The sequence below is a fragment of the Streptomyces sp. NPDC058534 genome (assembly GCF_042717365.1).
GTDB lineage: Bacteria > Actinomycetota > Actinomycetes > Streptomycetales > Streptomycetaceae > Streptomyces.
Window position 1 is genome coordinate 25,659 of sequence record NZ_JBHXNW010000078.1, and the last position, 17,745, is coordinate 43,403.

Annotated in this window: 13 protein-coding genes and 1 pseudogene; 7 read left to right on the forward strand and 7 right to left on the reverse strand. The window is 72.3% G+C overall.

Annotated elements, in window-relative coordinates; genetic code table 11:
- Positions 1 to 66 precede the first annotated feature (66 nt).
- Positions 67 to 1,059 (forward strand): porphobilinogen synthase, encoded by a 993-nt coding sequence (gene hemB / locus ACFWR9_RS34475; RefSeq protein ID WP_383849273.1) that lies wholly within the window; start codon positions 67 to 69, stop codon positions 1,057 to 1,059.
- Positions 1,060 to 1,108: 49 nt separating this feature from the next.
- Here the strand turns inward: hemB and ACFWR9_RS34480 are convergent, their stop codons facing one another.
- The gene (locus ACFWR9_RS34480; RefSeq protein ID WP_383849275.1) at positions 1,109 to 1,363 is read right to left on the reverse strand and encodes a DUF4232 domain-containing protein; all 255 of its coding nucleotides are present in this window, start codon (positions 1,361 to 1,363) and stop codon (positions 1,109 to 1,111) included.
- A 49-nt stretch (positions 1,364 to 1,412) separates the two neighbouring features.
- On the opposite strand from ACFWR9_RS34480, the pseudogene ACFWR9_RS34485 reads away from it, so the two are divergent.
- Both ACFWR9_RS34485 and ACFWR9_RS34490 read left to right on the forward strand, forming a co-directional pair.
- Positions 1,413 to 2,231: pseudogene (locus ACFWR9_RS34485) on the forward strand (PLP-dependent aminotransferase family protein); the annotation flags it as partial.
- 61 nt (positions 2,232 to 2,292) lie between these two features.
- Complete coding sequence (locus ACFWR9_RS34490) at positions 2,293 to 3,132, forward strand: arylamine N-acetyltransferase (protein WP_383849278.1); 840 nt, start codon at positions 2,293 to 2,295, stop codon at positions 3,130 to 3,132.
- A 36-nt stretch (positions 3,133 to 3,168) separates the two neighbouring features.
- Here the strand turns inward: ACFWR9_RS34490 and argS are convergent, their stop codons facing one another.
- Complete coding sequence (gene argS, locus ACFWR9_RS34495; protein ID WP_383849280.1) at positions 3,169 to 4,929, reverse strand: arginine--tRNA ligase; 1,761 nt, start codon at positions 4,927 to 4,929, stop codon at positions 3,169 to 3,171.
- 169 nt (positions 4,930 to 5,098) lie between these two features.
- Here argS and lysS point away from each other — a divergent pair, with 169 nt between their 5' ends.
- Positions 5,099 to 6,871, forward strand: a complete 1,773-nt coding sequence (gene lysS / locus ACFWR9_RS34500) for a lysine--tRNA ligase (protein ID WP_383849282.1) — start codon at positions 5,099 to 5,101, stop codon at positions 6,869 to 6,871.
- 60 nt (positions 6,872 to 6,931) lie between these two features.
- Here the strand turns inward: lysS and ACFWR9_RS34505 are convergent, their stop codons facing one another.
- Complete coding sequence (locus ACFWR9_RS34505; RefSeq protein WP_383849285.1) at positions 6,932 to 7,315, reverse strand: hypothetical protein; 384 nt, start codon at positions 7,313 to 7,315, stop codon at positions 6,932 to 6,934.
- A 107-nt stretch (positions 7,316 to 7,422) separates the two neighbouring features.
- Positions 7,423 to 10,794, reverse strand: a complete 3,372-nt coding sequence (locus ACFWR9_RS34510) for an ALF repeat-containing protein (RefSeq protein ID WP_383849288.1) — start codon at positions 10,792 to 10,794, stop codon at positions 7,423 to 7,425.
- A 429-nt stretch (positions 10,795 to 11,223) separates the two neighbouring features.
- Between ACFWR9_RS34510 and ACFWR9_RS34515 the strand changes: the two genes are divergently transcribed.
- Both ACFWR9_RS34515 and ACFWR9_RS34520 read left to right on the forward strand, forming a co-directional pair.
- Positions 11,224 to 11,730 (forward strand): hypothetical protein, encoded by a 507-nt coding sequence (locus ACFWR9_RS34515; protein ID WP_383849289.1) that lies wholly within the window; start codon positions 11,224 to 11,226, stop codon positions 11,728 to 11,730.
- Between the two features lie 47 nt (positions 11,731 to 11,777).
- A complete protein-coding gene (locus tag ACFWR9_RS34520) occupies positions 11,778 to 13,991 on the forward strand; it encodes a trypsin-like serine protease (protein ID WP_383849291.1) in 2,214 nt (737 codons plus the stop codon).
- Positions 13,992 to 14,019: 28 nt separating this feature from the next.
- On the opposite strand, the gene ACFWR9_RS34525 is transcribed toward ACFWR9_RS34520, so the two are convergent.
- On the reverse strand, positions 14,020 to 14,697 hold the full coding sequence (locus ACFWR9_RS34525) for a hypothetical protein (RefSeq protein ID WP_383849294.1): 678 nt from the start codon (positions 14,695 to 14,697) through the stop codon (positions 14,020 to 14,022).
- A 155-nt stretch (positions 14,698 to 14,852) separates the two neighbouring features.
- Between ACFWR9_RS34525 and gcl the strand changes: the two genes are divergently transcribed.
- Complete coding sequence (gene gcl / locus ACFWR9_RS34530) at positions 14,853 to 16,637, forward strand: glyoxylate carboligase (protein ID WP_383849297.1); 1,785 nt, start codon at positions 14,853 to 14,855, stop codon at positions 16,635 to 16,637.
- 80 nt (positions 16,638 to 16,717) lie between these two features.
- Here the strand turns inward: gcl and ACFWR9_RS34535 are convergent, their stop codons facing one another.
- Positions 16,718 to 17,338 (reverse strand): TIGR04222 domain-containing membrane protein, encoded by a 621-nt coding sequence (locus ACFWR9_RS34535; RefSeq protein WP_383849300.1) that lies wholly within the window; start codon positions 17,336 to 17,338, stop codon positions 16,718 to 16,720.
- 66 nt (positions 17,339 to 17,404) lie between these two features.
- Positions 17,405 to 17,650 (reverse strand): hypothetical protein, encoded by a 246-nt coding sequence (locus ACFWR9_RS34540; protein WP_383849303.1) that lies wholly within the window; start codon positions 17,648 to 17,650, stop codon positions 17,405 to 17,407.
- Between the last annotated feature and the right edge of the window lie 95 nt (positions 17,651 to 17,745).

Below are 17,745 nucleotides of genomic sequence, written 5' to 3' on the forward strand. Positions count from 1 at the left end.
CTGGTGGATCCCGGCCCGACTCCCCGTCGGCAAAGGCATGGGCGGGGCGGGCGTAGCGTAGGAGTCATGACGACGTACGGATCCTTTCCCGGCACCCGGCCCCGGCGGCTGCGGAGCACCCCCGTGATGCGTCGGATGGTCGCCGAGACCCGGCTCCACCCCGCCGACCTCATCCTCCCCGCCTTCGTGCGCGAGGGCGTGCGGGAGCCGGTGCCGATCGGGGCGATGCCCGGGGTCGTGCAGCACACCCGGGACACCCTCAAGAAGGCCGCCGCCGAGGCGGTCGAGGCGGGGATCTCCGGGATCATGCTGTTCGGCGTGCCGGAGGAGGAGAAGAAGGACGCCGTCGGGACGACGGGGACGGATCCGGACGGGATTCTCCAGGTCGCGCTGCGTGACGTGCGGGCCGAGGTCGGGGACGAGCTGCTCGTCATGTCCGACCTCTGCCTCGACGAGTTCACCGACCACGGGCACTGCGGTGTGCTCGACGCCGAGGGGCGGGTCGACAACGACGCCACCCTGGAGCGGTACGCCGAGATGGCCCAGGTCCAGGCCGACGCGGGCGCCCATGTGGTCGGCCCCAGCGGGATGATGGACGGCCAGATCGGCGTGATCCGGGACGCGCTGGACCAGATCGGGCGGGAGGACGTCGCCGTCCTCGCGTACACCGTGAAGTACGCCTCCGCCTTCTACGGGCCCTTCCGCGAGGCCGTCGGATCCTCGCTGAAGGGGGACCGGAAGACCTACCAGCAGGACGCCGCCAACGCGCGGGACGCGATGCGCGAGCTGGCCCTCGACCTGGAGGAGGGCGCCGACATGGTGATGGTCAAGCCGGCCGGCCCCTACCTCGACATCCTCGCCAAGGTCGCCGAGGTCTCGGACGTGCCCGTCGCCGCCTACCAGATCTCCGGCGAGTACTCGATGATCGAGGCCGCCGCCGAGAAGGGCTGGATCGACCGCGACCGGGCCATCCTGGAGTCGCTCACCGGGATCAAGCGGGCGGGCGCCCGCAACATCCTGACCTACTGGGCAACCGAGGCCGCTCGCACACTGCGCTGAGCGACCTGTGCCGGCCCTTCACGCACGGGGTGCGGGTGCGCGTACCCCTTCAGTACTCGAGCGCGTCCGCCGCGCTGGTCTGCCAGTACGTGACCGTCAGGGCGCTGTCGACGAACACGCCGCCCGAGGGCAGCGTGACCCGGGCGATGGAGCCGTCCTCGAAGGGGAGGGTGAGGGTCTCGGTGTCGTAGCCGCCCTCGCCGCTGCCGTCGCCGGACGACAGCCGCACGCCGGCGTAGCCGGACTCGCCGGGGGCCAGGGTCGTCAGCGACTGCGGCTTGCTGGACTCCGCGACGGGCGGCACCGACTGGGCCTCGCCGAACCGCGCCGCCGGGTACGGGGGCAGCGCGCAGGAGAGCCCCTGCTACCTGGCCGCGCTCCAGGCCTTCGGCTTCGCGGGCGCCCGGGTCGTCGCCGTCCCCGGTGACGAGGACGGGATCGACCCCGGGGCGCTGGAGGAGCTGGTGGTGCGCGAGCGCCCCAAGCTGCTCTACACGGTCCCCACCTTCCAGAACCCGACCGGGCGCACCATGCCCGCCGCCCGCCGGGCCGCCGTCGCCGAGGTCGCCGGGCGGTGCGGCCTGTGGATCGTCGAGGACGACCCGTACGGGGAACTGCGCTTCGAGGGCGAGCGGGTGCCGTGGATCGCCTCCTGCGACGGGGCCCGGGACCGGACCGTGCTGCTCGGCTCCTTCTCCAAGGTCATGGCACCCGGCCTGCGCCTGGGCTGGCTGCGGGCGCCCGCCGACCTGCTCCGGGCCTGCGCGGTCGCCAAACAGGCCGCCGACCTGCACACCCCGACCGTCAACCAGCTGGCCGCGGCCCGGTACCTGGCCGACCGCGACCTGGACGCGCACGTCGCGCACGTCGCCGCCGCCTACGGGGCCCGCCGGGACGCCATGCTCGCGGGCCTCGCGGACGCGCTCCCGGCGGGGTCGGTGTGGACCCGTCCCGAGGGCGGCATGTTCCTGTGGGCCCGCCTGCCCGAGGGATACGACACCGCCGCCCTGCTCCCCGAGGTGGTCCGGCACGACGTGGCGTACGTCCCCGGCGCCCCCTTCCACGCGGGCACCCCCGACCGTGCCACCCTGCGGCTGTGCTTCGTCACGCAGACGCCGGACGAGATCGCGGAGGGGCTGCGGAGACTGGGGGCGGGGCTGCGGGGGGCGTAGGCCCTGGTCCTAGGACCAGGAGCCGAGGCAGTGGCGCCGTACCCGGCCGTACGGTGAGGTCATGGCTGACAGCGCACGGACGACGACACCGTCCGACCTCGACGCGTACCTCGCCCGGATCGGCTGGGAGGGGGAGCGGCGGGCCGACGCGGCCACGCTCCGCGGGGTGCACCTCGCCCACCTCCGGGCCATCCCCTTCGAGAACCTCGACGCCCTCGGCGGCAGGGCGCCCTCCCTCCGGCTCGCCGACCTGATGGCCAAGCTGGTGCGCGGCGGCCGGCGCGGCGGCTACTGCTACGAGCACAACACGCTGTTCGCGGCGGCCCTGGAGACGCTGGGCTTCGGGGTGACCCGGCTCACCGCGCGGGTCGCCGTCGGCGCCGAACGCTTCGAGGACCGCCCGCGCACGCACATGGCCCTGCTGGTCGAGATCCCCGGCGACCCGCAGGCGTATCTGGCCGACGTCGGCTTCGGCGCCATCGGCTCCCTGCTGGAACCGGTGCCGCTGACGGCGGACACCGAGTTCCACGACGCCGGACGCGTGCACCGGCTGGTGCACCCGCCGCACCGGGGGCCACTGGAGATGTGGGTGCTGGAGGCGCACGGGGCCGGGGGCTGGGAGGCGCAGTACGCCTTCACCGTCGAGCCCTTCGAGCAGCCCGACTACGAGGTCATCAACTGGCACGTCGCCACGAACCCCCGCGCCCCGTTCGCCCGCGGCCCCTACGTCCAGCGCCTCACCCGGGACGCCCACCTGCTCCTCGAATCCGGCCGCGTCACCACGACCCGCACCGACGGCACGGCCACCGAACACAAACCGGCCGACGAGACGGAGGCCCGCCGCGTACTGGCGGAGGACTTCGGCATCGACGCGCCCGAGGACCTGCGGCTGCTCGACTGACGGCTGCCCGGCCGGCGTCCTGCGCCTGACGCGTCGTCAGAGGCGCTCGGGCGTCCGGATGCCCAGCAGGGCCATGCCCTGGTGCAGGGTGCGGGCCGTGATGTCGCACAGGAAGAGGCGGTTCTCCACCTGCTGCGGCGTCTCGGCCTTCAGGACCGGGCACTTGTCGTAGAAGGACGTGTACAGCGACGCCACCTGGTACAGGTACGCCGTCAGCCTGTGCGGGGCGTACTCCGCGGCCGCCTCGAAGACCGTGTCGCCGAACGCGTCCAGGTGCAGGCCCAGCGCCCGCTCCGCCTCGTGCAGGTCCAGCTCCGGGTGGGCCGCGGGACGGACCTCGCCGGCCTTGCGGAGGATGGACCGGATACGGGCGTAGGCGTACTGGAGGTACACGCTGGTGTCGCCGTTGAGCGAGACCATCTGGTCCAGGTCGAACTTGTAGTCGCGGCTCGGCGACGTCGACAGGTCCGCGTACTTCACGGCGCCGATGCCGACCTGGGCGGCCCGCTCCTGGATCTCGTCCTCGGTGAGGTCCCGCGCCTTCTCCCGTACGACCTCCGCGGCGCGCTGCACCGCCTCGTCCAGCAGGTCCTCAAGGCGCACGGTCTCGCCCCCACGCGTCTTGAAGGGCTTGCCGTCCGCGCCGAGCACCGTGCCGTAGCCCATGTTGTGCGCGGTGACGTCGTCGTTCAGCCAGCCGGCCCGGCGGGCGGTCTCGAAGACCATCTTGAAGTGGAGCGACTGGCGTACGTCGACGACGTACAGCAGCGTGGTCGCGTGCAGGTCGACGACCCGGTTGCGGATCGCGGTGAGGTCGGAGGCCGCGTAGCCGAAGCCGCCGTCGGCCTTCTGCACGATCAGCGGGACCGGCTGGTCGTCCTTGCCGCGGATCTCGTCGAAGAACACCACGAGCGCGCCCTCGGAGCGCACGGCGACGCCCGTCTCCTCCAGGAGGCGGGCGGTCTCGGGCATGCCCTCGTTGTACGCGGACTCGCCGACGATCTCCTCGTCGCGGATCTCCATGTCGAGCTTCTCGAAGACGGAGTAGAAGTAGACCTTCGACTCGTCCACGAACTGCTGCCACAGCTCGAGCGTCTCCTTGTCACCGGACTGGAGGGCGACGACCCGCCCCCGGGCCCGCGCCTTGAACTCGTCGTCCGAGTCGAAGACGGCACGCGACGCCTTGTACACCCGGTTCAGGTTGGACATGGCCTGCTCGCCGTCGACGTCCTCGGCCGGGGCCAGCTCGCCGGGGTGCTCGAACAGGTACTGGATGAGCATGCCGAACTGGGTGCCCCAGTCGCCGATGTGGTGCCGGCCGACCGTCTTCTCGCCGGTGAAGTCGAGCATGCCGCGCAGGGCGTCGCCGATGACCGCGGAGCGCAGGTGACCGACGTGCATCTCCTTCGCCACGTTCGGCTGGGCGTAGTCGACGACCGTGGTGCCGGGGTGCTCGGCGTGCGGGACACCGAGGCGGCCGGTGTCGTCCGCGTACCGCGCGGCCAGGTTCTCGGTGATCGCCCGGTCGCCGACGGTGATGTTCAGGAAGCCGGGGCCGGAGACCTCGACGTCCTTGATCAGGTCGCCGGTGGTGATGTGCGCGACGACCTCGGTGGCCAGCTCCCGCGGGTTCGCCTTGGCCTTCTTGGCCAGCGCGAGGATGCCGTTGGCCTGGTAGTCCGCCCGGTCGCTTCGTCGCAGCAGCGGGTCGACGCCGGCGGCCTCCGGCCGGGTGGCCGTGAGGGCGGACGCGAGGTGCTGCTGGACGGAGTCGCTGAGGGACGTGACCGAGGCCATGGAGTGGCTGCCGTTCTGCTCGGGTTCGTGGAGTAGTACAGAAGCCGAGTATCCCACGCGGTGAAAAGCGGTTTTCGCGGATGCGGGCCGGGCTGGGAGAATGGAACGGTCAGCCGTGTGACGTACCGGCCGGCCGAGCAGAAATTCAGCAAACTTCGGGAAAGAGGACGTGCCGATCGTGGCTCAGAGCACAGAGACCACCGACTGGGTCTCCCGTTTCGCGGACGAGGTCATCGCCGAGTCGGAGCGCCGTGCCCCGGGCGCGAAGACATCAGTCGCTACCGCTCCGGTTGTCGTCGTCGCGTCCGGGCTCTCCCCGTCAGGACCCATCCACCTGGGCAACCTCCGCGAGGTCATGACCCCGCACCTGGTCGGCGACGAGGTGCGCCGCCGCGGGCACGAGGTCCGGCACCTGATCTCCTGGGACGACTACGACCGCTACCGCAAGGTCCCCGCCGGGATCGCGGGCGTCGACGAGTCCTGGGCCGAGCACATCGGCAAGCCGCTGACCTCCGTCCCCGCCCCGAAGGGCTCCCCGTACCCGAACTGGGCCGAGCACTTCAAGGCCGCGATGGTCGAGTCGCTCGCCGAGATGGGCGTGGAGTTCGACGGGATCAGCCAGACCGCGCAGTACACCTCCGGGGTCTACCGCGAGCAGATCCTGCACGCCCTGAAGCACCGGCGGGACATCGACGCGATCCTCGCCCAGTACCGGACCAAGCCGAAGACCGCGGGCGGCGGCAAGAAGTCGCAGAAGCCCGTCGACGAGGCCGAGCTGGAGGCCGCCGAGGGCTCCGGCGCCGCCGCCGAGGACGACGGCAGCCAGGGCTCCGTGGGGTACTTCCCGTACAAGCCGTACTGCGGCAACTGCGAGAAGGACCTGACCACGGTCACGGCGTACGACGACGACTCGACCGAGCTGACCTACGCCTGCACCGCGTGCGGCTTCTCCGAGACGGTCCGGCTCAGCGAGTTCAACCGCGGCAAGCTGGTCTGGAAGGTCGACTGGCCGATGCGCTGGGCGTACGAGGGTGTCGTCTTCGAGCCCAGCGGCGTCGACCACTCCTCGCCCGGGTCGTCGTTCCAGGTCGGCGGGCAGATCGTCGGGATCTTCGGCGCCGAGCAGCCGATCGGGCCGATGTACGCGTTCGTCGGCATCAGCGGCATGGCGAAGATGTCCTCGTCGAAGGGCGGGGTGCCCACCCCGGCCGACGCCCTCAAGATCATGGAGCCGCAGCTGCTGCGCTGGCTGTACGCCCGCCGCCGCCCGAACCAGTCCTTCAAGATCGCCTTCGACCAGGAGATCCAGCGGCTCTACGACGAGTGGGACCGCCTCGACGCCAAGGTCGCCGACGGCGGCGCGCTGCCCGCCGACGTCGCCGCGCACGCGCGTGCCGTGGGCACCGCCACGGGTGAGCTGCCGAGGACGCCCAGGCCGCTGCCGTACCGCACGCTCGCCTCGGTGGCCGACATCACCGCCGGGCACGAGGACCAGGCGCTGCGCATCCTCAGCGAGCTGGACCCGGCCGACCCCCTGGCGACGCTGGCGGAGGCCCGGCCGCGCTACGACAAGGCCGAGGCGTGGATCAACACCCACGTCCCCGCCGACCAGCGCACCATCGTGCGCGAGGAGCCCGACGCCGAGCTGCTGAAGTCGCTCGACGAGCCGAGCCGGCAGTCGCTGCGGCTGCTGCTCGACGGGCTGGCCGGCCAGTGGTCCCTGGACGGGCTCACCCACCTCGTCTACGGCGTGCCCAAGGTGCAGGCCGGGTTCTCCGCGGACGCCACGCCCAAGGAACTGCCGCCGGAGATCAAGACCGCCCAGCGGACGTTCTTCGCGCTGCTCTACCACCTGCTCGTGGGCCGCGACACCGGCCCGCGGCTGCCCACGCTGCTGCTTGCGGTGGGGCAGGAGCGGGTGCGGACCCTGCTCGGGGAGTAGGCCCTCCTCGCCGTCAGCCGTCAGCCGTCGTCAGCCGTCAGCCGTCAGCGGGTCAGCGGGTCAGCGGGTCAGGGCGAAGCCCGCGAACAGGACGCCGACCACGCTGACGGCGAGGAAGGCGAGGTGGCGGCGCGGGGGCGTGAGGTGGTCCGTCGCCTCGCCCCTGCGCCACCGCTCCAGCACCTCCCGGAACAGCTTGCGCTGGGGGAGCATGCCGAGGGTCAGGCCGATGTGGGCGCAGGCGTACATGACGAGCGCCTCGCTCAGGCCGAAGCCGTTCAGGCGGCAGACGACGACCAGGAGGACGCCGCCGGTGACCATGGTCACCGGGTAGGCGATGCGGAACTTCCGGAAGGGGATCCAGCTGCCCAGCAGCCAGCTGGACAGCGCGGTGGCGGCCACGGCGAGCAGCGCCAGCCAGACGAGGGGTACGGACGTGAGCATGGTGGTGTCCCCCTGCCCGGGGGCGGGCACCGGCCTCGGCGGTCCGGTACCCGACCCCGGTCGGATCAGCGGTCTGCGGTCATCCTGTGATCACCCGGAACCCGTGATCACCCGAAAAGGGAACTCAGCGTACCGGTGATGGGCGAGATGATGTCGCTGCCCAGCTGCGTGACCCGCTTGGCGACCGGCGACACCACGCCCTCCAGTGTGGCCCCGATCCACTTGGACTGACCGAACGTGAGCAGCCCCAGGCTCGTGCCGACGAGGGACCCCGCGAACTCGGAGCTGCCGAAGCCGTGCTCGATGCCCGTGAACAGCGTGCTGAGCGCGGCCGAACCCAGGGAGACCCAGCCGAGCACCCCCGCCGCCGCGGCGACGGCCGGTGCGAACGGGCCGGTCCACGGCGCGATGAAGGCGGCGCCCGCGGCGAGGAACCCGGAGCCGATGCTGATCCAGTTGAACGCGTCGGCGTAGAACTGGGCGTCGTTCCACCACTCGTCCTTGTCGCCCGCGGAGCCGCCCGAGTTGGTCTTGTCGTGCGTCGGGCTGTCGGCGGGGTTGCGCCCCTCCTCCTTGGCCCTGCGCGCCGCCTCGGCCGCCTTGCGTGCCGCCTCCGCGGCCTCCGCCCTGCGCTTCTGGGTGACGATGCGGCGGGCGTCGGTGGCCGCCGCGGCCGCCTCCCGCGCGTCCTTGCCCGCGGCGATCGCGGACTGGCGCGCGCTGTTCGCCGAGGACTGGGCGCTGTAGGAGGAGCGCATGGCGCTGCGGGCCGAGTCGATGGCCCGGTTCGCCGAGTAGTTGGCCGAACGGCCCGCCTTGCGGGCGGTCGCCGCCGCCGCCTTCGCCCGGTTCGCGGACGCCTGCGCGGCCGCGGCGGACTTGTCCGCGTCGTCGGCGTTCTGGTCGGCCTGCGCCGCGTAGGTGTCCGCCTGCTTCGCGGAGGCGAGCGCCTTGTCCGCCCACTCCTTGGCCTTGTCCGCCGCGTTGCGCGCCTCCGCGGCCGCCTTCGAGGCGAGCTGCGCGTCCTCCTGCGCCTTGTAGGCGATCTTCGCGGCGGCGGCGATCGCACCCCGGACCGCCGCGATGTGCGTGGCCGAGTCGTGGTCGAGCTGGGCCGCCTTGTGCTGGACGAGGGTGATGAAGTTCCGGCGCATCCACGTCGGACCCTCCAGGGCGACCTCCGCGTACGCCTTGGTGTACATGCCGCCGGAGGTGAGCAGTGCGGCGGTGGCGACGCCGTCGTCGTCCCGGACCGCCTCGGCGTAGTCCCGGTCGAAGAAGTCCCGCAGCGCCTGGGGGGTGTTGGCGTCCAGGGCGGCGTTGGCCGCGGCGGTGACGGCCGGGCCGGGCTCGGTGGACAGGATGGAGGCGATGCTGACCCGGCTGTCCTCGGCCGAGGCCGTGATCAGACCGTCGGTCAGGAAGGTCTTCACGGCGTCGGCCAGGTCGCTCGTCAGGGCCGCGTGCACGGCGTCTCCGACGGTGGCCGAGGACACCTCCGCGACGTGCAGCGCCGTCTCCCGGTCGTCCTGCTCCTCGGCGATCGCCCGGTCGGCGTCGATCCAGGCGTGCACGTCCGCGTCCGCGCCGGCCAGCGCGAACTGGGCGGCCTCGCGCGCCCAGGCGCCCTTCGAGGCGGCCATGCCGACGGCCGCCTTGCGGCCCAGCGTCGCGGCCAGCCCCAGGTCACCGCCGGCCAGCGCCTGCTCGGCGCTCGCGATCCGGTCCTTGAGGTCCTGCGAGGTCTGCTCGTCCTGGGTGCGCCGGTTGGCCTGCGCGGCCCGGTCCTCGGCCTCCAGCTGGGCGAGCAGCCTGGCTTCCTCCAGGCCGTCCTTCCTGTCCTCCTCCAGGCGCGCCGTCTCCGCGGCCCGGGCCGCCTCCTCGACCGCCCTGGCGTCCTCGACGGCCTTGGTCGCGGTCTCGGCGGCCTTGATCGCCTCGGCCGCGTGCGCGGTGGACTTGTTGGCGTAGTCGATGGCCTGACCCGCGTACTTGACCGCCTCCTCGGCCGCGTCGGCGGCCTTGTCGGCGTGTGTCGCGGCGGAGTTGGCGGCGTCGCGTGCGGTGCGCGCGGCCGACGCCGCCTTGTTGGCCAGGGCCTGTGCGGTCGAGGCCGCGTTGGTGGCGCGGTTGGCGGCGCTGTTCGCGATCGCGGCCTGGCGGCGGGCCTCGGCGGCCTCGGACTGGGCGGCGCCCGCCGCGGAGGCGGCCTGGGCCGCGGAGTTGGCGGCGGAGGCCGCGTTGCGCGCGGCGGACGCGGCGGCGGAGCCGGCACCGGCCGCCTGCGAGGCCGCGGTGGCCGCGTAGTCGGCGGCCTTGGCCGCCGTGCGGGCCCGTGCGGCACCGTTGCGCGCCGCGACGGCCGCGTTCTTCGCCGCGTTGGCCTTGGTGGCGTCCTTGGAAGCGGCGATCGCCGCGTGGTACGCGCGGGCCGCCGCGTTGCCCGCGGTGGCCGCGGCCTGCGCGGCGGCGGCCGCGGCGAACGAGGCGCGGCGCGAGGCGGTGACGGCGGTCTGGGAGGCGCTGATGGCGCTGCGGGCGGCCTTCGCGGCGCCCTGGGCGGCGCTCGCGGCCTTGCGGGCCGCCGCACCGGACTTCGCCACGTCGTCCTTGGCCGCCGCCGCTTCGGCGGCGGCCTTCTCGGCCGCCTCCTTGGCCTTCTCGGCGGCGGTCTGGGCACGCGCCGACGCCTCCACGGCCTGGTCGGTCTCGGCCTGGGCGCGCTTGCCCTCCCGTTCGACCACCGCGACGAGTTCCGCGATGGTCGCCGCCTCCTGGTCCCGGGCCCGGGCGATGTGCTGCCCGGTGTCGAGGAACCACTGCACCTCCGTGGCCGTACCGCTCAGGGCGCGGTCCGCGTACTTCCGCACCTCGGGCCCGGCCTCGAACAGCATGGCGGACACCTGGACCCTGGCGTCCTCCAGTCGGGCGTCGTACTGCCCGTCGGTGAGGAACGTCTCCAGCGCAGCCTGGGTGCCGGTGTCGAGGGCGGCGGAGGCGTCGCGCCGTACGGCCTTGTCGCCGGTGGAGGAGACGATGGAGGCCGCCACGCTCAGGTCCTCCAGCAGCGCGGGCTTGAACCCCTCCGCCAGGAAGGCCGCGATGGCGGCGTCCCCGTTGTCCAGAGCGGCGACCGCCTCGCGGCGCAGGCCCTTGCCGGAGCGGGCGAGGTACCGGGCGACGGCGACCCGGTTGTCCTCGACCGTCACCTTCGGGAGGGTCTCGGCGAGGAACGTCCGCACCTCGGCGTCGGTGCCGTACAGCACATAGGCCGCGGCGGCCTTGGTGGCCTTGCCGCCCGTGGCCCACGCCTGGACGACCTTGGCCCGCTCGGTGTCCGGCAGGGCGAGCGGGTCGGCCGGCGCGTCCCCGGCCGCGGCGCTCGCCGGGCGGGTGAACGACAGCGGGGTGGCGGCGACAGCGGTGACGGCGGCCGCTGCGCCGAGGAGCCGTCTGCGACTCCAGAACGACGTCTGCATAAGGGTTTTCTCCTGGCGTTCGGTTCGACAGAAAAAGGCAGGGATGAGAGCCGGAGGTGACCATATCAATGGGTGCCGGTCGTTAAATGAGTTGCCGCCGGGCAAAATTGATGGTCTGCCAGATGTCTTGTTGCGCGGGCCGGTTGCTTCTTCACATGCTCTCCACAGCTGTTCGTACAACCTTTCCGTAAGGTGTCGAGAGTCACACGGGATCTTCAACTCGCGCCCGATTTAGTGCAGTTCATGACGTGGACAGTGATCGAAGATGGAGGTGGCATGGACAGGCTCAAGCGGGGACGCGGAATGTGGAACACCTCCCTTCTGCATTTCCGCGAGGGCTCGGGGGCCCTCTTTCAATTGCGGAGCCTTCATGCCTTTCAGGGGAGCCGGATGACAGATGTCCGGCCGAAAGAAAAGATTTGGACTGCGATGAAGGTACGCACCACCATTGCGCGTGTGCTGGGCGCCGCGGTCGCCGGCGGACTGGCCTGGGCCGCGCTGGCGACCGGTGACCGGCCGGCGGCCGACGGCCCGGCGGTGGCCGTGGCGGACGAGGCTCCCGGCTACGCCGTCGAGGACTTCGCCTACCCGCAGGCCGACAAGATCCTTGAGGAGCAGGGCATCGTCCTCAAGCGCGGAGACGGCCACATCACGCTGGCCGACTGTTCCAGCGGCACCGGTCTCCTCCAGGTCATGGCCCGCCGTGAGTCGCAGGCGATCTGCTTCAAGACGGTCGGCGACTCGGGCTGGCTGACCCTGGAGATCCCCGCCGTCTACGTCATGCGGGGCAACGACTACGCGACGCAGGTGGACATGACCGTCGGGGACGAGGAGAAGTCCTTCGACATCGAGAAGAACACCTGGACCTCGGTGGGCGAGAGCGCCGACGAGCAGAACCGTGAGCACCTGCTCGTGGAGATCAGGACCTCCAAGTAGCGCCCAGCCGAACGCCTTTGACGGATCTGCCACCAAGGAACCCCACCATGCGACACACCAGACCCGTGCGCCTCGCCGCACTGGCCGCAGCCCTGACCGCGGGGCCCCTCGTCCTGACCGCCGTGCCCGCGGGCGCCGTGACGGGACCCGCCGCCTCCGCCTCCGACACCACGCACTCCTACGCCGCGCAGATCGTGGTCGGCGACCACGACCGCGGCTGCTCCGGCGTCCTGGTCGACACCGAGTGGCTGCTCACCGCGGCCAGTTGCTTCGCCGACAAGCCCGCCGAGAGCCTCGCCGTGCCCGCGGGCAAGCCGGCCAAGACCACCACCGCGACCATCGGCCGCGCCGACCTCACCGGCACCGGGGGTGCGGTCCGCCAGGTCGTGGAGCTGGTCCCGCGCACCGACCGCGACGTGGTCCTGGCCCGGCTGAACCGCCCGGTCACGAACGTCACCCCCATCGCGCTCGCCACCGCCGCACCCACCGCGGGCGAGGAGCTGACGCTCGCCGGCTACGGCCGCTCCAAGACCGAGTGGGCGCCGCTGAACCTGCACACCGGGGTCTTCTCGGTGGACGCGGCCGCCGCCACCACCGCCACCGTGACCGGCAAGGACGGTGTCGCCGCGTGCATGGGCGACACCGGTGGCCCGCTGGTCCGCACGGTGAACGGCACCAAGCAGCTGGCCGCCCTCGGCAGCCGCTCCTACCAGGGCGGTTGCTTCGGCATCGACGCCGCCGAGACCCGCACCGGCGGCGTCGTCACCCGCGTCGACGACCTCGGCTCCTGGGTGGCGTCCAAGGCCGGCGCCAACCGGATCACCGACTTCAACTGCGACGGCGTGGCGGACATCGCCGTCGCCGACCCCGAGGCGACCGTCGGCGGCAGCGCCAATGCGGGCCTCGTCCGCGTCGTGTACGGCGGCGGCAAGGGCACCGCCGAGCTCAACCAGGACCTCGACTGGATCCCGGGCGGCGCCGAGGGCAACGACCTCTTCGGCCAGGCCATCGACACCGTCGACTACAACGAGGACGGCTGCACCGACCTCGCCGTCGGCACCCCGGGCGAGAACCTGGGCGACGCCACGGACGCCGGCATGGCCGACCTCCTGTACGGCGCCCCGGGCGGCCTCGGCACCGGCGCCACCAAGAACACGCACTTCCAGCAGGCCGAGGGCAACGGCTCGATCAGCGCCTCCACCCCGGAGAGCGGTGACCTGATGGGGCAGGCCATGGTGGCCGGCACCACCGCCGCCGGTGAGCCCTTCGTCGTCATCGGCACGCCCGGTGAGGGCCTCGGCGACGCCGCCAAGGCGGGCGAGGCGTTCTACGTGCGCGGCACCACCAACGTCTCCGTCCACCAGGACAAGCTGGGCGTCCCGGGTGGTGTGGAGGCGGGCGACGGCTTCGGCGCCGTACTGGCCGCCGACGGCAACCACCTCGCCATCGGCGCGCCCGACGAGAACATCGGCGGCGACGACACGGCCGGCAACCTGGCGGTCTTCACGCACGTACTGAACAGCGAGAAGCGGCCCACCGCGATCTTCGGCCTCGACCAGGACCTGGACACCGTCTCCGGCGGTGCCGAGGCCGGTGACCGCTTCGGCGCGGCCCTGGCGCTGGCCCCGTACCGTCCCTCCGGCGCGACCACGGCCAACGAGTCGATCCTCGCGGTCGGTTCGCCGGGCGAGGCGCTGAACGTGGACGGCGTCAGCAAGGCGCAGACGGGCGGCGTGATCACCTTCCGGGTCACCGCCGCGGGTGCCTACACCCAGCTCGACGGGTACTCCTCGGGCACCGCCGACGACGACGTCTCCGGCACCTCCGAGGCCGGCGACCACTTCGGCTCCACCCTGACCGCGATCAACACGGCGCCGCGCGCCGTGAGTACCGCGGCGACCATGAGGATGGCCATCGGCGTCCCGGACGAGGCGATCGGCTCCGCGAAGTCGTCCGGCGCGGTCCACGTCTTCTCGATGCTGGGCGCGCCCGGCGCCAACGACAAGTGGATCGAGTCCGGCGACGGCGACGGCATCCCCGGCGCCCCGGGGGCGAACCAGCGTCTGGGTTCGAGCATCCACTTCACCGGCACCCACCTGTACGTCGGCATGCCCTACGGCCCGGGCGCCCGCGGCGCGCTCTACGCCCTGCCGATGTCCAACGTGACCCTCGGTGAGCCCACCGCCGCCGTCACCGCCTACCAGCCGGGACAGGGCGGGCTCCCCGCCGTCGGCACCACCTTCGGGTACGCGGCGAGGTAGTCACCGCGGTACTCCCCAGCAGCACCTCTCAGTCGGCCGTGGCGTCCAGCGCCACGGCCGGCGCGTTATCCGGACGCGGCACACCCGTCGGCTCGAGGACGAAGAGCGCGACGCCCAGCAGATCGGCGCGGGCGCGCGCGTCCTCGGCGTACCCGGCGAGCGAGAAGTAGACGCACTGGGCGGACTCCGCCATGCCCGTCAGCCACAGGCACTCCAGGTCCCGCACCGAGGCCGGGCCCACCGTCGGATCCACCTGGACGACGAGGCCGGCCGCGGCCAGCCCGATGCCGGACAGCGGCCGCTGGTCTGCGCGGCGGACGTCCCGGTGCCCCAGCCCGCGCAGATACAGCACGGCCGCGGTGACCGCGTCGCGCGCGGTGCGGATCGGGACCGCCCGGTGGGCCGGGACCCGTGACCCGGGGGCGCGCCCGGACCGGCCCGGGGCCGCGTCGTCCACCGGCACGCACAGCACCGTCCCGCACGGGCACCCCAGCTCCGGCCGCGGCCACCGGCTGCGTTCCCCGCAGGCCGCGCAGCGCACGCCGACCCACTCCTCGTCCCACGCCCGGTGGGTGACCGCGGTCGCGGCCCCGTGCGGATCGAGCGCGGGCGCGACGGGCTCCCCGCACGCGCACGGATACGAGGGTGCCGTGTAGCGGTGCCGACGCCCGCAGGCCGTGCAGCACACCGAGATGGTCTCGGACATGACCCCATCGTCCTCTCTTGACTGCCCTCGGCTGCCCACTTACATTACTTCCAGATCGTAGAAAACAAATTTCGCTATACGGAAGTTGCTACGGAAGAAGCTCACCGCGGGGCGCGACGGGAGTGCGAATCCGACAGCCGGAGCAGGAGTACTCGATGGCTCGTATGACCGCTGCCCGAGCGGCAGTTGAGATTCTCAAGCGCGAGGGTGTCACCGACGCGTTCGGTGTGCCGGGCGCGGCGATCAACCCCTTCTACGCGGCGCTCAAGGCGTCCGGCGGCGTCCAGCACACCCTCGCCCGCCATGTCGAGGGCGCCTCGCACATGGCCGAGGGCTACACCCGTACCCACCCCGGCAACATCGGCGTCTGCATCGGCACCTCGGGACCGGCCGGCACCGACATGATCACCGGCCTGTACTCGGCGATCGGCGACTCCATCCCGATTCTGTGCATCACCGGCCAGGCGCCGACCGCGGTGATCCACAAGGAGGACTTCCAGGCCGTCGACATCGCCTCCATCGCCAAGCCGGTGACCAAGATGGCCGTCACCGTCCTGGAGGCCGCCCAGGTCCCCGGCGTCTTCCAGCAGGCGTTCCACCTGATGCGCTCCGGCCGCCCCGGCCCGGTCCTGATCGACCTGCCGATCGACGTCCAGCTGACCGAGATCGAGTTCGACCCGGAGACCTACGAGCCGCTCCCGGTCTACAAGCCGGCCGCGACCCGCGCCCAGGTCGAGAAGGCGATCGGCATGCTCAACGCCGCCGAGCGCCCGCTGATCGTGGCCGGCGGCGGTGTCATCAACGCCGACGCCGCCGATCTGCTGGTGGAGTTCGCCGAGCTGACCGGCACCCCGGTCGTGCCGACCCTGATGGGCTGGGGCCTGCTGCCCGACGACCACGAGCTGAACGCCGGCATGGTCGGCCTGCAGACCTCGCACCGCTACGGCAACGCGACCTTCCTGGAGTCCGACTTCGTCCTCGGCGTCGGCAACCGCTGGGCCAACCGCCACACCGGCAAGATCGACGTCTACACGGAGGGGCGGAAGTTCGTCCACGTCGACGTCGAGCCGACCCAGATCGGCAAGATCTTCGCCCCGGACTACGGCATCGCCTCCGACGCCAAGGCCGCGCTGGAGCTGTTCGTCGAGGTGGCCAAGGAGCTGAAGGCGGCCGGCAAGCTGCCCGACCGCTCCGCGTGGGCCGCGTCCGCGCAGGAGAAGAAGGCCACGCTCCAGCGCCGTACGCACTTCGACGACATCCCGATCAAGCCGCAGCGCGTCTACGAGGAGATGAACAAGGCCTTCGGCCCGGAGACCCGGTACGTCTCCACCATCGGCCTCTCCCAGATCGCCGGCGCCCAGATGCTGCACGTCTACCGCCCGCGGCACTGGATCAACTGCGGCCAGGCCGGCCCGCTCGGCTGGACCGTCCCGGCCGCGCTCGGCGTCGCCAAGGCCGACCCCGACGCCCAGGTCGTGGCGCTCTCCGGCGACTACGACTTCCAGTTCATGATCGAGGAACTGGCCGTCGGCGCGCAGCACAAGATCCCGTACGTGCACGTCCTGGTCAACAACTCCTACCTGGGCCTGATCCGTCAGGCGCAGCGCGCGTTCGAGATCGACTTCCAGGTCAACCTGGAGTTCGAGAACATCAACTCGCCCGAGCTGGGCGTCTACGGCGTCGACCACGTCAAGGTCGCCGAGGGCCTGGGCTGCAAGGCGATCCGGGTGACCGACCCGAACGAGCTGGGCGCGGCGCTGGAGCAGGCCAAGAAGCTCGCCGCCGAGCACCGGGTGCCGGTCGTCGTCGAGGCGATCCTGGAGCGAATCACCAACATCTCGATGTCGGGCACCAACGACATCGGCAACGTGGTGGAGTTCGAGGAGGTCGCGACCGAGCCCGGGCACGCCCCGACGGCGATCCGGCCGCTGAAGGTCTGACGCGTATCCACCGACTGCCGAGAGCGGCCCGTGCCCACGAGGACGGGCCGCTCTCCGGTGTGTCGGGCCGTGTCCGCCGCTCAGTCGGAGCCGCCGCCTCCGCCCCCACCGCCGCAGTAGTACGCCATGCCCCCTCCTGAGCCGCCGCGTCCGTCGCGCCGGGAGTGCTTCAGCATGCCCTTGTCGGCCACCTCGACCCGTTCGACGAGCCCGGCCCGCAGGGCGAAACGGGGCAGGAGGACACGCAAGGCGGCCACGTCGTGCAGCGCGACGGCGAGGAGTCTGTCCTCGGCCGTCAGACCACGCCGGCTCGCGGGCAGCGGGTGTAGCTCCCGCAGGAGCCGCACCCGGCGGCGGGCGGCACGGGTCGGACCGAGCAGCGGGTAGCGCAGCAACCCGTCCTCCGCCAAGGGGATGCGCATCAGCGCCACAGCCAGGCGGACGTCCGGGTGCCGGGTCAGCTTCCGTATGCCGAGGGGCTCTTCGTCGAGAGTCCACCGCACCGCCTCCGCCAGCGGCGGGAGCGCGGTCGTGGCCGTCCCCGGCTCCGACCGCCGGGCCCGTACGGTGCCTGCCGGGCCGGCGTCGACGGCGCCCCGCAGATACAGGTCCACCACGGCGACCGTCACGGCGGCGCGGGGGCCGCCGCGCAGCAGCGCGACCTCGTGCGGTTCGAGCTGGACCCGCCATCCGTCATCCATGACACCACCCCCGTGCGCCCCGGTATTGCCCGGGTTGTGCCCGCTGTGGAGGGCGCCTACGCGCGTTCAGCCGTCGTGGTGCTCGTGGTGTTCGTGCAGCCCCGGCCAGTCGTCCGGGCCGCCGCCCTGCCACTCGACCATCTCGCTGTCCTCGACGTCGGTCACGTACAGGTCGGCCAGCCGCAGCAGCTCGGCGACGTCGTCGGAGTGCGAGGCGACGCCGAGCGTCTCGTCGCCGGAGGTGACCCGGCGGGATCCGTCGAGGGCGGGGGAGTGGACGACGATGTGCGGGTGCTCCGGTGGATGTGCCATGACTTCAGGCTGCTGCGGGGGCGCGGGATCCGCACCCCGGCGAACGCCGGAAAGCGGCCCGAGGGCGGCCCGGCCCCAACAGCGCACACCCACCC